This is a genomic window from Pseudomonas sp. RIT411 (genome assembly GCF_003057735.2).
Taxonomy (GTDB): Bacteria; Pseudomonadota; Gammaproteobacteria; order Pseudomonadales; family Pseudomonadaceae; genus Chryseomonas; species Chryseomonas oryzihabitans.
This window is the reverse complement of the sequence record NZ_QBIZ02000003.1, coordinates 456,161-472,702: the sequence shown is the minus strand read 5'-3', so window position 1 is coordinate 472,702 and position 16,542 is coordinate 456,161. Positions and strand designations below refer to the sequence as shown.

At 68.9% G+C, this 16,542-nt stretch carries 13 protein-coding genes; 9 read left to right on the top strand and 4 right to left on the bottom strand.

What is annotated here, in order from left to right; all coding sequences use genetic code 11:
* Positions 1 to 12: 12 nt before the first annotated feature.
* From DBY63_RS07480 to DBY63_RS07470, 3 genes are all read right to left on the bottom strand, one after another.
* Complete coding sequence (locus DBY63_RS07480) at positions 13 to 879, bottom strand: hypothetical protein (RefSeq protein WP_108581564.1); 867 nt, start codon at positions 877 to 879, stop codon at positions 13 to 15.
* Positions 880 to 981: 102 nt separating this feature from the next.
* Positions 982 to 2,163, bottom strand: coding sequence for a M20 aminoacylase family protein (locus tag DBY63_RS07475; protein WP_074583461.1), 1,182 nt, complete (start codon positions 2,161 to 2,163; stop codon positions 982 to 984).
* 11 nt (positions 2,164 to 2,174) lie between these two features.
* Entirely contained in the window at positions 2,175 to 3,482 is a 1,308-nt protein-coding gene (locus tag DBY63_RS07470) for an MFS transporter (protein WP_044341164.1), read from the bottom strand.
* Between the two features lie 266 nt (positions 3,483 to 3,748).
* Here DBY63_RS07470 and DBY63_RS07465 point away from each other — a divergent pair, with 266 nt between their 5' ends.
* From DBY63_RS07465 to DBY63_RS07435, 7 genes are all read left to right on the top strand, one after another.
* Positions 3,749 to 4,720, top strand: coding sequence for a phosphate ABC transporter substrate-binding protein PstS family protein (locus tag DBY63_RS07465; RefSeq protein WP_108581563.1), 972 nt, complete (start codon positions 3,749 to 3,751; stop codon positions 4,718 to 4,720).
* Between the two features lie 94 nt (positions 4,721 to 4,814).
* Positions 4,815 to 7,100 (top strand): ABC transporter permease subunit, encoded by a 2,286-nt coding sequence (locus DBY63_RS07460; RefSeq protein ID WP_074583462.1) that lies wholly within the window; start codon positions 4,815 to 4,817, stop codon positions 7,098 to 7,100.
* Complete coding sequence (gene pstA, locus DBY63_RS07455) at positions 7,087 to 8,799, top strand: phosphate ABC transporter permease PstA (RefSeq protein ID WP_108581562.1); 1,713 nt, start codon at positions 7,087 to 7,089, stop codon at positions 8,797 to 8,799. The genes DBY63_RS07460 and pstA overlap by 14 nt, the downstream gene beginning before the upstream one ends.
* Positions 8,800 to 8,821: 22 nt before the next feature.
* Positions 8,822 to 9,649, top strand: a complete 828-nt coding sequence (gene pstB / locus DBY63_RS07450; RefSeq protein WP_027598089.1) for a phosphate ABC transporter ATP-binding protein PstB — start codon at positions 8,822 to 8,824, stop codon at positions 9,647 to 9,649.
* Between the two features lie 58 nt (positions 9,650 to 9,707).
* Positions 9,708 to 10,433 carry a phosphate signaling complex protein PhoU gene (phoU, locus tag DBY63_RS07445; protein ID WP_007161478.1) on the top strand — a complete coding sequence of 242 codons (726 nt, stop codon included), beginning with the start codon at positions 9,708 to 9,710 and terminating at the stop codon, positions 10,431 to 10,433.
* A gap of 72 nt (positions 10,434 to 10,505) precedes the next feature.
* A complete protein-coding gene (locus DBY63_RS07440; RefSeq protein ID WP_007161477.1) occupies positions 10,506 to 11,426 on the top strand; it encodes a response regulator in 921 nt (306 codons plus the stop codon).
* Between the two features lie 77 nt (positions 11,427 to 11,503).
* Positions 11,504 to 12,403 carry a M23 family metallopeptidase gene (locus DBY63_RS07435; RefSeq protein ID WP_027598090.1) on the top strand — a complete coding sequence of 300 codons (900 nt, stop codon included), beginning with the start codon at positions 11,504 to 11,506 and terminating at the stop codon, positions 12,401 to 12,403.
* A gap of 9 nt (positions 12,404 to 12,412) precedes the next feature.
* Here DBY63_RS07435 and DBY63_RS07430 read toward each other — a convergent pair whose 3' ends face one another.
* Positions 12,413 to 13,213: an AraC family transcriptional regulator gene (locus DBY63_RS07430; RefSeq protein WP_052382643.1), complete on the bottom strand. Its 801-nt coding sequence runs from the start codon at positions 13,211 to 13,213 to the stop codon at positions 12,413 to 12,415.
* Positions 13,214 to 13,561: 348 nt separating this feature from the next.
* Here DBY63_RS07430 and DBY63_RS07425 point away from each other — a divergent pair, with 348 nt between their 5' ends.
* A complete protein-coding gene (locus tag DBY63_RS07425) occupies positions 13,562 to 14,449 on the top strand; it encodes a M23 family metallopeptidase (protein ID WP_037006555.1) in 888 nt (295 codons plus the stop codon).
* Between the two features lie 187 nt (positions 14,450 to 14,636).
* Complete coding sequence (locus DBY63_RS07420) at positions 14,637 to 16,538, top strand: diguanylate cyclase (RefSeq protein ID WP_108581561.1); 1,902 nt, start codon at positions 14,637 to 14,639, stop codon at positions 16,536 to 16,538.
* Positions 16,539 to 16,542 lie beyond the last annotated feature (4 nt).

Genomic DNA, 16,542 nt, shown 5'->3' with positions numbered 1-16,542 from the left:
GAGCCGCTCGCCCTAGCGAGCGGCTCCGACGTCTCGCGAGAATTCCAGGATGCGGTTGCGCCCCTGCTCGGCGACCAGGTAATGACCGTCGCCGCGCGGGATCAGGGTCTGCGCCGAGCGCAGGTGCGAGAGCACCGTGACCAGACGGCCATCGGGCTGCACCAGCAGCACCCGGGCGCCGTGGGTGGCGTCTTCGGTGATCCACAGACCGTCGGCCGAACACTGCACGAAGCCCGGCGCGTCGAGACCCGCGGCGACCAGGGTATCGGTCCCTCCCGGCTGCCACTGCTTGACCCAGCCCTTGGCCTTTTCGGTATAGAACAGCCGGCCATCCGGGCAGCGCGCCACCCCTTCGCCTTCTTCCAGGCCGTCGCGCAGCACCGCCAGGCGACGCTGCAGCGGGTCGTAGCTGAGCAGGCGACCGCGCGGCAGGTCCTCGATGGCATAGAGGGTCTGGCCATCGGTGGCGACGCCCTCGACGTCGTTGCCGTCGAACAGGGCCTGGCGCTGGCCGTCGCGCAGGAGAAACACCGGCAGCGGTCCGCCTTCCTGGCTGACCACCAGGCCGCCCTGGAACATCACCAGGCCATCCGGCTTGGACAGCTCGCCCAATACCGGCTGGCGCTCGCCATTGGGCAGCAGCCGCAGCAGGCTGCCGCGGCGACTGGAAAATTCCTGGGTCACGAACAGGCTGCCATCGGCGTCCAGGGCCAGGGCGCTGACCATGGGGATGTCGGCGGCGACTTCCCGGTAGCGCCAGCCCTCGGCCGCACTGACCGGATGGAAATGCCGCCAGGCCGGATAGGCGAAGCCGGCGGCCAGCACGGCGACGCCCAGCGCCAGACCCTGGCGCCAGCCCAGGCGCGGAAGACGACGCATGGCGATCTCTCTGTGGCAGAACGATGACCGGGCAGTCTAGCGGCCCGCGCGTGAAGAATCCGTCGCCGGCACCCCAGGTGAGGGGGCCGGCGGGGCGGGGCCTCAGGCGGTGAGGAAGGCCTCGGTCAGCTTGACCCAGTAGCGCGCGCCCACCGGCAGCAGGGCGTCGTTGAAGTCGTAGGCCGGGTTGTGCAGGTTGGCGCTGGGCCCGTTGCCGACGAACAGGTAGCAACCGGGCACCTGCTGCAGCATGTAGGCGAAGTCTTCGCTGGCCGGGATGGGCGCGAAGGGGTGCAGGGCCTCGGCGCCAAAGTGCTCGATCGCCACCTGGCGGGCGAAGGCGGTGGGGCCGTCGTGGTTGACCAGCACCGGATAGCCGCGCTGGTAGTCCAGCTCGGCCGTGGCGCCGAAGCTTTCCGCCTGGGCGCGCACCAGGGCGCCGATGCGCTGCTCCAGCAGGTCGCGGGTACTGTCCTGGAAGGCGCGGATGGTGAGCTTCATCTCCACCGCATCGGGAATGACGTTGGAGGCCTCGCCGCCGTGGATGCTGCCCACGGTGATCACCGCCGTATCCAGCGGCGCCACGTTGCGCGAGACCACGGTCTGCAGCGCCATCACCGTGGCCGCGCTGGCGACGATGGGATCGACCGCCTTGTCCGGCACCGCGCCGTGGCCGCCCTGGCCGCGGATGCGCAGGAGGGCGGTGTCGGACGAGGCCATGGCGGCGCCGTCGACGAAGCAGAACTTGCCGGTGGGCACGCCGGGCATGTTGTGCAGACCGAACACCTGGTCGCAGGGAAACAGCTCGAAGAGGCCGTCCTGCATCATCTTCAGGGCGCCGCCCAGGCCTTCCTCGGCCGGCTGGAAGATCAGGTGCAGGGTGCCGTCGAAGGCGCGGGTCTCGGCCAGGCAGCGGGCGGCGGTGAGCAGGGTGGTGGTGTGGCCGTCGTGACCGCAGGCGTGCATGCGCCCCGGGTGCTGGCTGGCGTAGTCGAGGCCGGTGGTCTCCAGGATCGGCAGGGCGTCCATGTCGGCGCGGATGCCCAGCACCTTGCTGCCGCTGCCGGCGCGCAGGGTACCGACCACCCCGGTGCCGCCCAGGCCGCGATGGACCTCGTAGCCCCAGCCGGCGAGGGCGGCGGCCACCAGGTCGCTGGTGCGCTGTTCCTGGTAACCCAGTTCGGGATGGCGGTGGATGTCGCGGCGCAGGGCGACCATGTCCGGCAGGTAGCCGGCGATATGACGGGCGGTGGCGTCTTGATCCGCAGCGGTGGCAAGGCTCATGGCGATCTCTCTCAATCCAGGTGGCGTTCGGGATAGCTCAGCAGTGCCAGCCATCCTATCAGCAGCATGCCGATCAGGTACCAGGCCGGGGCGAGCGGGCTGCCGGTGGCGCCGATCAGCCAGGTGGCGATGAACTGGGCGGTGCCGCCGAACAGGGTCACCGCCAGGGCGTAGGTCATGGCGAGGCCGGTGGCGCGCACCGGCCGCGGCAGGCCGGCGAGGATCAGCAAGAGCCCGGCAGTCATGTTGACGCTCATGGCGGTGATCACCACGAAGCGGGCGGCAAAGGCCAGGCCCTGGGTGGTGGGATCGTTCAGCCAGACGAAGGCCGGGTAGATGCCCAGCAGGGCCACCGCCAGGCTGACCAGGGCCACCGGCTTGTAGCGACCGAAGCGATCCAGCAGCAGCCCGGCGGCCAGGGCGGCGGCCATCTGCACGGCGCTGGAGGCCACCCCGGCCAGGTAGGCGCTGGTGGCCGGCAGGCCGACGATGCGGGTCATGTAGGTGGGCATGTAGAACTGCATCAGATAGGTCAGCAGGGTCGCCGACATCACGATCAGCAGGCCCAGGCCGAAGCGCCGCGGATGCTCGCGCAGAAAGGCGCGCACCGGGCCGCCCTCGACCGTGCCGGCGCCGCTCCAGGTCTCGTCCACCTGGCGGCGGATATAGAGGCCGACCGGGATGATCAGCAAGCCGACCAGGAAGGGGATGCGCCAGCCCCAGGCATGCAGCTCGGCCTCGGACAGGCTGCGGGTGAGCAGGGCGCCCAGACCGGCGCCGAGCAGGGCGCTGCCGCCCTGGCTGATCACCTGCCAGCTGACATGGAAGCCGCGCCGGCCGGGGCTGGCCGATTCCAGTAGCAGGGTGGTGGCGGCGCCGATCTCGCCGCCGGCGGAAAAGCCCTGCAGCAGGCGCCCCAGCAGCAGGATCAGCGGCGCGGCGATGCCGATCTGGGCGTGGGTCGGGGTGAAGGCGATCAGGGCGCTGCCCAGGCCCATCAGCGAAATGGTCAGCAGCATGGCCTGCTTGCGCCCGTGGCGGTCGGCATAGGCACCCAGCACCATGCTGCCCAGGGGGCGCATGACGAAGCCGACGCCAAAGACGCCAACCGCCATCAGCAGGGAGCCGTAGGGGGTATCCGAAGGGAAATACAGCTGGCCGATGATGGCGGCGAAAAAGCTGAAGACGGTGAAGTCGAACATCTCCAGGCCGTTGCCGAGACTGGCCGCGGCGATCAGCTTGGCCCGCGAGGGCGTGGCGACCGTGCTGGCGGGGGCCGCGTCGGCGCGGGAGGAGGACGTCGGAAGAGCCTGGGCCATGGTGCGTTCCTCTGCACTGAGATGAATGCTTAGCTATGCAAATGACGGTCCGGTCCGCGCGGGCCGCGTGCCTGGGCGGTCGTGGCGGGGCCGGAGACCGGGCGTGCGCCAGGGTGGTGCAGCGCCGGCCCTCTTGCAGCCTAGTCGAACCTGCCGCCTCGGCTGGCACTCGCTCATAAATCCGTCACAATGCGCGCCTAGAGTGCCGGCTTGCGCCTGAGCGTCGCCGGCCCAGGCCCGTCTCCCATCCCCGCGAGGAATCCGGCATGGACATCAAAGGTCCGCTGACCGCTGTGGCGCTCGCCCTGGCGCTCGGTGGCACGACCGCTTGGGCCGAGGGCGTCGACCCGGCCATCCCCGCCTACCAGAAGGTGAGCGGGATCTCCGGCAATCTGTCGAGCGTGGGCTCCGACACCCTGGCCAACCTGATGACCCTTTGGGCCGAGAGCTACAAGCGCGAGTATCCCAACCTCAATATCCAGATCCAGGCGGCCGGCTCGTCCACGGCGCCGCCGGCGCTCACCGAAGGCACCGCCGGCATCGGCCCCATGAGTCGCAAGATGAAGGACGCCGAGCTGCAGGCCTTCGAGCAGCGCTTCGGCTACCCGCCCACCGCGGTGCCGGTGGCCATCGATGCCCTGGCGATCTTCGTCAACAAGGACAATCCGCTGCGCCAGCTGACCCTGGAGCAGGTCGATGCGATCTTTTCCAGCACCCGGCTCTGTGGCGGTCCGCACGAACTCAAGACCTGGGGCGACCTGGGCCTGACCGGCGACTGGGCCAGGCGGCCGATCCAGAGATTCGGCCGCAATTCGGTGTCGGGCACCTACGGCTACTTCAAGGAAGCGGCGCTGTGCCGCGGCGACTTCCGCGCCAACGTCAACGAACAGCCGGGCTCGGCCTCGGTGGTCCAGGCCATCAGTCAGTCCCTGGGGGGCATCGGCTACTCGGGCATCGGCTACCAGACCGCCAGCGTCCACACCCTGGCGCTGGCACGCCAGGGCACCACCGATTTCGTCGAGGACAACCAGGCAAACACCCTGTCCGGGCGCTATCCCCTGGCGCGCTATCTCTACGTCTATGTGAACAAGGCGCCCAATCGTCCGCTCAACCCCCTGGAGGGGGAATTCCTGCGCCTGATCCTCTCGCGCAGCGGCCAGGAAGCCGTGGTCAAGGACGGCTACATTCCCCTGCCTGCGGCGGTGGTGCAGCAGGCCCTGAAGACCCTGGGCTACTGAGCGCCTGGCGCTCTGCGCCCGTCCCGGGCGTAGCGCCTCTGGCCGTCCATTCGCTGTAACCTTTCTGTCACACGACGTGATTAGGCTCTGCGCCATGATATCCCCGGTACCCCCGTCCCCGCCCGATCCTCGCGGCCCCGCTCGGCTGGACTTCAACACGCCTGCACTGCGCCGGCGGCGGCGCTGGCGGGCCCTGCAGGATCGCCTGATACGGGGTGCGGTACTGGCCGGTGGCCTGGCCGTGCTGGCCACCATCACCCTGATCTTCTTCTATCTGGCCTATGTGGTGCTGCCGCTGCTGCGCGGCGCCAGCCTCGAGGCCCAGCCGCTGCCCCAGCCCGACTGGCTGGCGGCCGCCGGGGCACCGTTGCTGCTGGGCATCGACGAGCAGGATCGCCTCGGCCTGCATCTGTCCCGGGCTGGCGAGGCCACCTTCTTCACCCTGGCCGACGGCCAGCCGGTCATGCGCGAGCGCCTGCCGCTGCCGCCCGGCGTCACCATCAGCAGCCAGGCCCAGGACGCCCCGCGCGGGCTGATCGCCCTGGGCCTGTCCGATGGTCGCGTGCTGGTGGCGCACAAGCGCTATGTCTCGCGCTATCCCCAGGGCAACCGGGTCATCACCCCGGAACTGGACTTTCCCTACGGGCGCGAGCCGCTGGACCTGGGCGCCTCCCGTAGCGCCCTGGAACGGGTCGCCATCGCCGGTGACGAGGATTTGCTGGTGCTGGCCGGTGCCCAGGGCAACCGGGTGACCGCGCTACGCCTGACCGGGCTGGCGGCGCCGGTGACCGGTGGCGCGGCCGCTCCCGTGCGTACCTCGATTACCCTCGGACCGCTCAACACCGCGGCCAAGGCGCTCTACCTCGACCCTCGCGGGCACTGGCTCTATGCCCTCAACGGCCGCGCCCAGGCGGATGTCTTCGATCTCCGCGACGGCAGTCTCAACGGCCACTACAAGCTGCTCGACGCGGCCGACGACGAGGTCACCGCCAGCGCCCAGCTGCTGGGCGGCGTGTCCCTGCTGGTGGGTACCGCGAAGGGTGGCATCGGCCAGTGGTTCATGGTCCGCGGCCAGGACGGCGAGCCGGTGCTAAGACATATCCGCAGCTTCCAGCTGGGCACCGCGCCCATCGTCCAGCTGGTGCCGGAGCAGCGCCGCAAGGGCTTCGTGGCGCTGGATGCTGCTGGCGAGCTCGGCGTCTTCCACAGCACCGCTGGGCGTACCCTGTTGCGCGAGCAGATCGCCCCCGCTGGCGGGGTACTGGCGTTGTCGCCGCGTGCCGATCAGCTGCTGCTGGAGGAAAATGGCCGGCTGCTCGGCTTCCGCCTGGACAATCCGCACCCGGAAGTCTCCTGGTCGGCGCTCTGGGGCAAGGTCTGGTACGAGAATTACGAGGCGCCGGCGCGGGTCTGGCAGTCCAGCGCCGCCACCGCGGACTTCGAACCCAAGCTGAGCCTGGCGCCGCTGACCTTCGGCACCCTCAAGGCGGCCTTCTACGCCATGCTGTTCGCCGCGCCCCTGGCCATCGCCGCGGCGGTCTATACCGCCTACTTCATGGCGCCGCGCATGAGGCGCACGGTCAAGCCGGTCATCGAGCTGATGGAGGCCCTGCCCACGGTGATCCTCGGCTTCTTCGCCGGGCTGTTCCTCGCGCCCTTCGTGGAAAATCACCTGCCGGGGCTGTTCAGCCTGCTGCTGCTCCTGCCGCTGGCCATCCTCGCCGCGGGCTTTGGCTGGTCGCGCCTGCCGCTGACGCTGCGCGAGCGCCTCCCGGAAGGCTGGGAAAGCCTGCTGCTGTTGCCGGTGGTGCTGCTGACCACCGCCCTGGCGCTGTGGCTCAGTCCCTGGCTGGAGGGGCTGCTGTTCGCCGGCGACCTGCGCCTCTGGCTGAGCCAGACCCTGGGCATCGCCTACGACCAGCGCAACGCCCTGATCATCGGCCTGGCCATGGGTTTCGCGGTCATCCCCAACATCTTCTCCATCGCCGAAGACGCCATCTACAGCGTGCCGCGCAGCCTGACCCTGGGCTCCCTGGCGCTGGGCGCCACCCCCTGGCAGACCCTGGTGCGGGTGGTGCTGCTCACCGCCAGCCCGGGCATCTTCTCGGCGCTGATGATCGGCCTGGGCCGCGCCGTCGGCGAGACCATGATCGTGCTCATGGCCACCGGCAACACCCCGATCATGGATGCCAACCTGTTCGAGGGCATGCGCACCCTGGCGGCCAACATCGCCGTGGAGATGCCCGAATCCGAGGTGGGCGGCACCCATTACCGATTGCTGTTCCTGGCCGCGCTGGTGCTGCTCAGCTTCACCTTCCTGATGAACACCCTGGCCGAACTGATCCGCCAGCGGCTGAGGAAAAAATATGCGGCCCTCTAGCGCTGGCGCGCCGCCGGGGCAGGGCGCCCGGCTGCGGCGCTCCCTGGGCGTCTGGCTGCGCGGCGGCGCGCCCGGGGTCTGGCTCAGCGCCGGCGCCGTGGCCATCGCCGTGCTCATGACCCTGGGGCTGATCGGCATCCTCGCCGTGCGCGGCCTGGCGCACTTCTGGCCGGCCGAGGTGGTGCAGGCGCGCTACACGCCGCCGGGCCTGGAAGCGCGCCTGGTGCTCGGCCAGGTGGTGGACCAGGAGACGATACCGGCCGAGCGGCTGCGCAGCGCCGGAGTGACCCTGCCGGCGGACAGCGGCGAAACCCTGACCCGCGAACTCTTCAAGCTGGGCAATCGCGACCTCTATGGCAGCGACTTCGTCTGGCTGGTCGGCGACTGGCTGAAAGATCGCCAGACCCCGGCCGATGCCCTGGTGCTGGAGCGCCGCGAATGGGGCAACTTCTACGGCTATGCGCTGGAGGTGCGCGAAGCGGGACGCCAGGTGGCCAAGGGCGCCGCGGCCGTGCCCGAGCTGCAGCGCCGCCTGCTGCGCACCCGCGACCTGAGCGACCAGCTGGAGCGCCTGGAAAAGCAGGACATCGGCAGCGTCAACCATGCCCTGGAGCGCCTGCGCCTGGAGGGCCGCGGCCTGGAACTGGACGGTCGTCTCGACGCTACTGCCCAGGCCGATCTCGCCGCCCGCCGCGCCGAGCTCGAAGCCCGTTATGGCGACCTGGAAGACCAGTTGGCCAGCCTGCGCCAGGAGCGCCGCCGCGACAGCGTGGTGCTGCGCGACGTCGAGGGCCGCACCCTGGAACTCAATCTGTCGCGCATCGTGCGCGCCTACCAGCCCAACGCCATGGGCCTGGGCGCCAAGCTCGGCTTCTATGGCAGCAAGCTGTGGGAATTCCTCAGCGCCGATCCGCGCGAGGCCAACACCGAGGGCGGCGTCTTCCCGGCCATCTTCGGCACCGTGATGATGACCCTGCTGATGGCGGTGATCGTCACCCCCTTCGGCGTCATCGCCGCCATCTACCTGCGCGAATACGCCCGCCAGGGGCCGCTGACCCGCACCATCCGCATCGCGGTCAACAACCTCGCCGGGGTGCCGGCCATCGTCTATGGCGTCTTTGGCCTGGGCTTCTTCGTCTATGTGCTGGGGGGCTCCCTGGATCAGCTGTTCTTCCAGGCCAGCCTGCCCACGCCGACCTTTGGCACCCCGGGGCTGCTGTGGGCTTCGCTGACCCTGGCGATCCTCGCCATGCCGGTGGTGATCGTCGCCACCGAAGAGGGCCTGGCGCGCATTCCCCGCAGCATCCGCGAGGGCTCCCTGGCGCTGGGCGCGACCCAGGCCGAGACGCTGTGGAAGGTGGTGCTGCCGCTGGCCAGTCCGGCGATGATGACCGGGCTGATCCTGGCCGTGGCCCGCGCCGCCGGCGAGGTGGCGCCGCTGATGCTGGTGGGGGTGGTCAAGCTGGCGCCCTCGCTGCCGCTGGACGGCAACTACCCCTATCTGCACCTGGATCAGAAGATCATGCACCTGGGCTTCCACATCTATGACGTCGGCTTCCAGAGCCCCAACGTGGAAGCCGCCCGCCCGCTGGTCTATGCCACCGCGCTGCTGCTGGTGCTGGTGATCGCCGGGCTGAACCTGTCCGCCGTGTTCCTGCGCAACCGGCTGCGCGAAAAGTACCGGCTGCTGGAAGACTAGCGCCCGCGGCCGAGGAGACCCCATGCCTTCCGATTCCTCCATCTTCAGAACCGCCGCCGCCTACGCGGCCAGCGCCCAGCCTGCGGCGAACGAAGGTGGCGTGGCCCTGTCGGTGCCGCGGCTCAATCTGTTCTACGGCAAGAAGCAGGCCCTGCACGACATCGCCCTGGAGATCCCGCGGCAGCGGGTCACTGCCTTCATCGGCCCCAGCGGCTGTGGCAAGTCCACCCTGCTGCGCTGCTTCAATCGCATGAACGACCTGGTGGAAGATTGCCGCATCGACGGCGAGATCCTGCTCGACGGCCAGAACATCTATGCCCGCGGCACCGAGATCGCCGAGTTGCGGCGGCGCGTGGGCATGGTGTTCCAGAAGCCCAATCCCTTTCCCAAGAGCATCTACGAGAACGTGGTCTACGGCCTGCGCATCCAGGGCATCAAGCAGAAGCGGGTGCTCGACGAGGCGGTGGAATGGGCGCTGCACGGCGCGGCGCTGTGGGACGAGGTCAAGGATCGCCTGCACGAGTCGGCCCTGGGTCTCTCCGGCGGCCAGCAGCAGCGGCTGGTGATCGCCCGCACCATCGCCGTGCAGCCCGACGTGCTCCTGCTCGACGAACCCTGTTCGGCGCTGGACCCCATTTCCACCCTCAAGGTGGAGGAGCTGATCCACGAACTGAAACAGCGCTACACCATCGTCATCGTCACCCACAACATGCAGCAGGCGGCGCGGGTCTCCGACTACACCGCCTTCATGTACATGGGCCAGCTGGTCGAACACGGCGACACCGACACCCTCTTCACCAACCCGGCGAAGCGGCAGACCGAAGACTACATCACCGGCCGCTACGGCTAGTTCCAGGCAGGCCGGTGCCCCACCCGGCGACTCGCTCCTCTCAGGCAGGACTGACAGCATGATCAACAAAGAAGGCCACACGCAGCACATCTCCCAGCAATACAACGTCGAACTGGAAGAGGTCCGCAGCCACCTGCTGGCCATGGGCGGTCTGGTGGAAAAGCAGGTCAGCGACGCCGTGCGCGCGGTGATCGATGCCGATGCCGGGCTGGCGCGCCAGGTGCGCACCATCGACGACCAGATCGACATCATGGAGCGCGGCATCGACGAGGAATGCCTGCGCATCCTCGCTCGCCGTCAGCCCGCGGCCTCCGACCTGCGCCTGATCATCAGCATCTCCAAGTCGGTGATCGATCTGGAGCGCATCGGCGACGAGGCTTCCAAGATCGCCCGTCGCGCCATCGAGCTGACCGAGGACGGCGAGGCCCCCCGCGGCTACGTCGAGGTCCGCCACATCGGCGAGCAGGTGCGCAAGATGGTCCACCAGGCGCTGGACGCCTTCGCCCGCTTCGACGCCGAACTGGCCCTCTCGGTGGCCCAGTACGACAAGCTGATCGACCGCGAATACAAGTCCGCCCTGCGCGAACTGGCTACCTACATGATGGAAGACCCGCGCTCCATCTCGCGGGTGCTGAGCATCATCTGGGTGCTGCGCTCCCTGGAGCGGGTCGGCGACCATGCGCGCAACATCGCCGAACTGGTGATCTACCTGGTGCAGGGTACCGACGTAAGGCACATGGGCCTCAAGCGCATGGCCGAAGAGGTCAATCGGTCGCGCGAATGATCCGCCCGGTCACTCCCCGGGTGGCGTGCCGAACCTGCCTGCTATGCTGGAAGACTTGGCATGGAGTGACCGATGAGCAAGTTGAACGTACTGGTGGTGGATGACGCGCCCTTCATTCGCGATCTGATCAAGAAGGGCCTGCGCAACCTGTTTCCCGGGCTGACGGTGGACGAGGCGGCCGATGGTCGCCGCGCCCAGACGATGCTCGGCAAGCAGCGCTTCGACCTCATCCTCTGCGACTGGGAAATGCCCGGCATGACCGGTCTGGAACTGCTGAGCTGGTTTCGCGCCCAGCCGGACCACAAGGGCGTGCCCTTCATCATGGTCACCAGCCGCGGCGACAAGGAAAACGTCGTCCAGGCCATCCAGGCCGGCGTGTCCGACTACATGGGCAAGCCGTTCTCCAACGAACAGTTGGCGGCCAAGGTCAAGAAGGCCCTGCAACGCACCGGCAAGCTCGCCGAGTTGCAGGCCGGCGCCCAGCCGCGCCCGGCCACCGGCTTCGCCAATGATTCCCTCGGTGCCCTGACCGCCGGCCGCAGCGACGTGGTCCAGCCCACCGCCGCACCGGTCGCGGCGCCGGCCGCCGCCTCCAGTGCCGCCCTGCTCACCGGCAGCGCGCCGCCGCCACCCGCCCGTGGCAAGCCCGCCGCCAACTTCGGTCAGGGCCAGCTGCGCCTGCCCAACGCCAGCATGGCCTGTCTGATCAAGGCCATCAGCATCAAGGAAGCCCTGCTGGTGGTGCGCCGTGGCGATCCACTGCCGCAGATCCTGGAAACCGCCGTGCTCGACCTGGAGCAGGGCGAAGACGGCAATGACGTGGCGCGCCTCAATGGCTATCTGCATTCTCTCAGCGCGGTGGAAGCGACGCCGGCCAGCGAGTGGGTGCAGGTCAACTTCCGCTTCATCGACCGGGACCCGGCCAAGCTCGACTACCTGTCGCGACTGATCGCCAAGGGCACCGCCCAGCGGCACTACGTGCCGGGCGCCTAGGGCAGGGCGGCGCGATGAAGGGCCTGGCACGGAGACTGCTTCGCGCTGCGACACCGCGGATTTCTGACGCCCTGCCCATGCCCCTCGCCTGTCGCCTGCTGCTGCTGTCGCTCGCCCTCTCGGGTCCCGCCCTGGCGGCGCCCATCTACAAGTACGTCGATGCCAACGGCGTGGTCACCTACACCGACAAGGCGCAGAAGGGCGCCAAGGTGATGACCTTCAGCGACGATCCCATCGAGCGGCTCGATCAGCGGGTCAAGCTGCAGCCGCGGCACTATGCCGGCGGCACGGTGCTGGAGGTGCGCAACGACAGCTTCCTGCCGGTGACCGTCACCCTGCGCCTCTCGGCGCTGCAGAACGTCAGCGGGGTGGGCGAGGCGCCCATTCGCAAGGTGCTGCCGGCGCGCAGCCTGACCCGCCTGGCGACCCTGATCGCGCCCGATCCGGGCCGTCCGCAGCGCTATACCCCGCAGCTCACCACCCTGATGGGCAGCGCCACCCCCGTCTTCGCCTCCGGTTTCGCCTATCCGCTGCCCTGGCTGGGCGGTCCCTTCAACGTCAGCCAGGGCGCCGGTGGCGGCTTCAGCCACAACACGCCCAAGAGTCGCTATGCGGTGGACATCGCCATGCCCGAGGGCACACCCATCGTGGTCTCGCGCGCCGGCCAGGTGGTGGAGGTGGAGAACGACCAGGACGGGCGCGGCAACCACCCCTCCGGCAACTTCGTGCGCATCCTCCACGACGACGGCACCATGAGCGTCTACCTGCACCTGCAGCGCGGTTCGATCAAGGTCGCCGAAGGCCAGTGGGTGCGCCCTGGCCAGCCGCTGGCGTCTTCGGGCAACACCGGGCGCAGCACCGGGCCCCACCTGCACTTCGTGGTCCAGCGCAACACCGGCGAGGCGGTCGAATCCATTCCCTTCCGCTTCGCCCAGGCGGTGGACAGCCTGCCCAACTTCGCCGTCGGCGGACCTTGAGAGCCTGGGTCAGCCCTGGGCGTCGAGGTACTCGCTCGGCGAGACCCCCAGCACCCGGCGGAACATCCGGGTAAAGGCCGACGGCGAGGCATAGCCCAGATCCAGGGCCACCCGGGTCACCGGTTCGCCGGCGGCCAGCCGCGGCAGGGCCAGCATCAGCCGGGTGTGCTGGCGCCAGGTGGAAAAGCTGGTGCCGGTCTCCTTGAGAAATAGTCGGGCCAGGCTGCGCGAGCAGAGGTGCAGCTGCTGCGCCCAGGTCGCCAGTGCCGTGTCATCGGCGGGATCGGCGTGCAGGCTGGTCTGGATGGTCCGCAGCCGCCGGTCGGCCAGCGCCGGCAGGTGCAGCGCGGTCTCTTCGAGAAACACCAGTTCCGCCAGCATCAGCGCCCGTACGTGACTGCCCAGCTCGGCTTCGCCGTAGGCGGCGCCGCCGCGTCTCAGGCAGCGCAGCAATTCGCGCAGCAGCGGCGAGATGAGCACCATGCGGGTGGCTGCCTGGGGGCAGGGCAGGCCGCTCGGCAGGGCGATGATCACCACCTGCAGGGTGGCTTCGCCATTGGCCCGCGCCTGGTGCTTGATGCGCGGCGGGATCCAGATCGCCTGCTTGGGCGGCACGTACCAGACCCCTTCGTGGGTGGTGACCTCCAGCACGCCGTTGACCGTGTACATCAGGTGCGCCTGATCGTGCACGTGCGGCGGCCACACCTGGCCATGGGCGAAGGTGCCGAGCTGGGATACCAGCGGCCCGGCGGGCGGGACGGGGGCATCCGCCACCACGCTCCGCGTCGGGTCGATTGTCTGTTCCTGCATAACAGCTGTCCGTTTCGGTTGGGCCGGCTCCAGGTGCCAGGGCCTAACCTGCAGCACTATGGCCGGAGCATCGGGCGCGCCCGGGGTGATCCCTCTGCACGCCGAAAACCTGCCTCTTGCGGGAGTGTCGCACAGAACACCCGCCGCTTGGCTGACCTGCCTGAACCATCAGGCCTGTATTTGAACTACCGTCCGATCGGTGGCAGCGTGGCACAGGGATTTGAGTGCCACGCTTTTTTATTCGCGACGATGCTTTGCCAGCGGCTTCACAAAGCCGTGGTTTGGCCATCGCCCAGTCTGCACGGCTTTGTTAGGTTCTGTCCTTGCCCATCATGGTGGCCCTATGCCATGGACCGACGCCTGACCGCCCTGATCACCTGCCTGAGCCTCGCCCTGGCCGTGCCCGCCCTCGCGCCGGCCGCCGAAAAGGCGACCCTCACCAAGACCTCTGCCAAGAGTCCGGCCCGCAAGGGGCAGGTCAAGCTCAAGGTGCGCAATGCCAGTGAAGGCCGCATCTTCGAGGTCCGCAACGATTTCGACGTGCCCGTGCGGGTCGAGCTGCGCCTGCAGCGCACCGTCAACGTAGCCGGTGCCGAGCGCCCGATCCGCCAGGTCATCGAGCCGCGCTCCACGGTGCAGCTGGCGGTGATCCGCAAGCGGCAGCAGGGCTTTCCCATGCACTTCGACCAGGCCTTCAGCTACAGTCCGCAGCTGCCGGTCGGCTCCCTGCCGGCGCTGGCGACCGGTGCGCCGGGCGGGGTTGATAGCGGCATCGGCTATGGCTACGCCTGGCCCTGGCGCCAGGGCGTCTACTACGTGACCCAGGGTGCGGGCGGCGATTTCAGCCACAACACGCCCAAGGGGCGCTATGCGGTGGACATCGCCATGCCCGAGGGCACCCCGATCAGCGCCGCCCGTGCCGGCACGGTGATCGACGTGGAAAACGGCCAGTTCGGCCATGGTCCCAATCCCTCCGGCAACTTCGTGCGCATCGCCCACGAGGACGGCAGCCAGAGCGCCTATCTGCACCTGCGCCGCGGGTCGGTCAAGGTGCGACCTGGCGAGCGGGTGGAGGTCGGCACGCCCCTCGCGGAGTCGGGCAATACCGGGCGCAGCACCGGCCCCCACCTGCACTTCGTGGTCCAGGCCCACGAAGGTGGTGAAATGGTCTCCATTCCCTTCCGCTTCGTGCGGCCGCTGGCAGCCCTGCCCAACATGGCGCTGGGCGACCGCTGAGGCCCTGCGCAAGGGCGTTCCAGACAGGCTGACGCCACGGGGTCCATAAGGCGACCAGGCGCCCGGCCGCCCGCAGAAATCCCTTGGCAGGAACCGGGTTGGTGGCGTTATGCTATCACCACGCTATTCCTCCAAGGCGCGGGTTCCACCGCGGCCTTCCCTTCCTTCAGGCTATGGATGCCGCTCCATGAAAGGATTCCTGGCCACCCTGTGCGCCGGTGGGCGCAAGCATGCTCTGTACCTGCTGGCATTGCTGTTGATTGCCCTCGACGGCCAGGCGCAGGTGCTGCGACTAGATGATCCGGGGCGCAGCTACGATCCGCGACCGGCGCTGGAGATCCTCAAGGCGCCAGCCAGTCTGACCTTTGCCGAGGCCGCCGCCCGCCCACGCGGGGGCGAGGACGGCTGGCATGTACCCGATGAGCTGGAAATGCTGCTCCACGACGGTCGCCAGGGCCTCTGGCTGCGCTTTGCCATCCAGGGCCGCGACGACCAGGCCTGGTGGCTGATTCCGAGCTGGCCGGTGCTGGATCGCCTGGACCTGCGCACCCGCGATGCCGATGGCCACTGGAGTCCGCTGCAGCAGAGCGGCCTGGCCCTGCCGGCCTCGCAACGGACACTGCCCGGTCGTCAGCTGATGTTCGCCCTGGCGCCGACCGCCGGTGCGGTGGAGGAGGTCTACCTGCGGCTGGATTCGCGAGAGACCTTTGTCCTGCCGCTGCGGCTGGTGACCCCGGCCGCCTATCTGCGCGAGGCGCAGCAGGATGCCTGGCTGATCGGCGGCTTCTTCGGTTGCCTGGTCACCATCCTCTTGCTGACCCTCACCCTGTGGGGCTTTGGCCGCCGCTCGGGCTTTGGCTGGTACGCCCTCTATCTGCTCAGCGTCATCGGCTATCAGGCGGTCACCACCGGCTACGGCGCCTGGCAACTCTGGCCGGAGAGTCCGGCCTTCGCCCTGCGTGCCCACCTGGTCTTTACCGCCCTGTGCTTTCTGAGTGGCGGGTTGTTCGTGCGCTATCTGCTCAGCCTCTATCACGGCGGCCGCTGGATCGACTTCGGCAATCGCCTGCTGATCGGCTACTGGAACGTGGCGCTGGTCATCACGCTGATCTGGCCGCATCTGCTGAGCTTCCAGGAAATGCTAGGCATGATGGCGCTGAGTTGCCTGGGGCTGCTGGGCACCACCACCTACCTGGCGCTGCGCGGCAGCCGCATGGCGCTGTGGTTCAGCGCCGCCTGGGCCCTGCTGCTGCTGGGCAGCTCGATCCAGCTGCTGGCGATCGCCGGCTGGCTGCCCGCCGACAGTCCGGCCTTCCACGGGCAGATGGCCGGCTTCGCCCTGGGCTTCGTGATGCTGTCGCTGGGGCTCACCGAAGGCCTGAGTCTGCAGCGCCGGGCGCGGATCGAGGCGCAGCGGCAGGCGCTGGAAGCCTCCAGCGCCCTGGCCCGGGAGCGCGAAGCCTCCTTTGTCGAACTGGAATTGCGGGTGGCGCTGCGCACCGTGGAGTTGCAGCAGGCCAAGGCCAGTCTCGAGCGGCTCAATCGCGAACTGCTGCACCAGAGCCAGACCGACTCCCTGACCGGGCTCGGCAATCGCCGGCATTTCGAACGGGTCTTCCAGCAGGAGATCCGCCGCGCCATCCGCGCCGAACTGCCGCTGGCGGTGCTCCTGGTGGACATCGATCATTTCAAGGCGGTCAACGACACCCACGGCCACACCCTGGGCGACGAATGCCTGAGGTGCGTGGCCGAGGTGCTGCGCAGGCACGTCCAGCGGGCGGGGGAGGTGGCGGCGCGCTATGGCGGCGAGGAATTCGTCATCGCCCTGCCCGGGAGCGACCAGCAGGCGGCCCGGACGCTGGCGGAGCGCATCCGCCAGGAGGTGGCAGGGCTGGAGTTGCAGACCGAGCAGGGGCGCCTGCGGCCGTCGATCAGCGTCGGCGTCGCGGTGACCGTGCCGAGCAATCTCGAACACGGCCTGGGGCTTCTGGAAGACGCCGATCGGGCGCTCTATGCGGCCAAGCGCGGCGGGCGCAATCGCGTCTGCCTGAGCGATGGCCTGCCGGAACTGGGCAGCGGACGCGGCTGAGGCC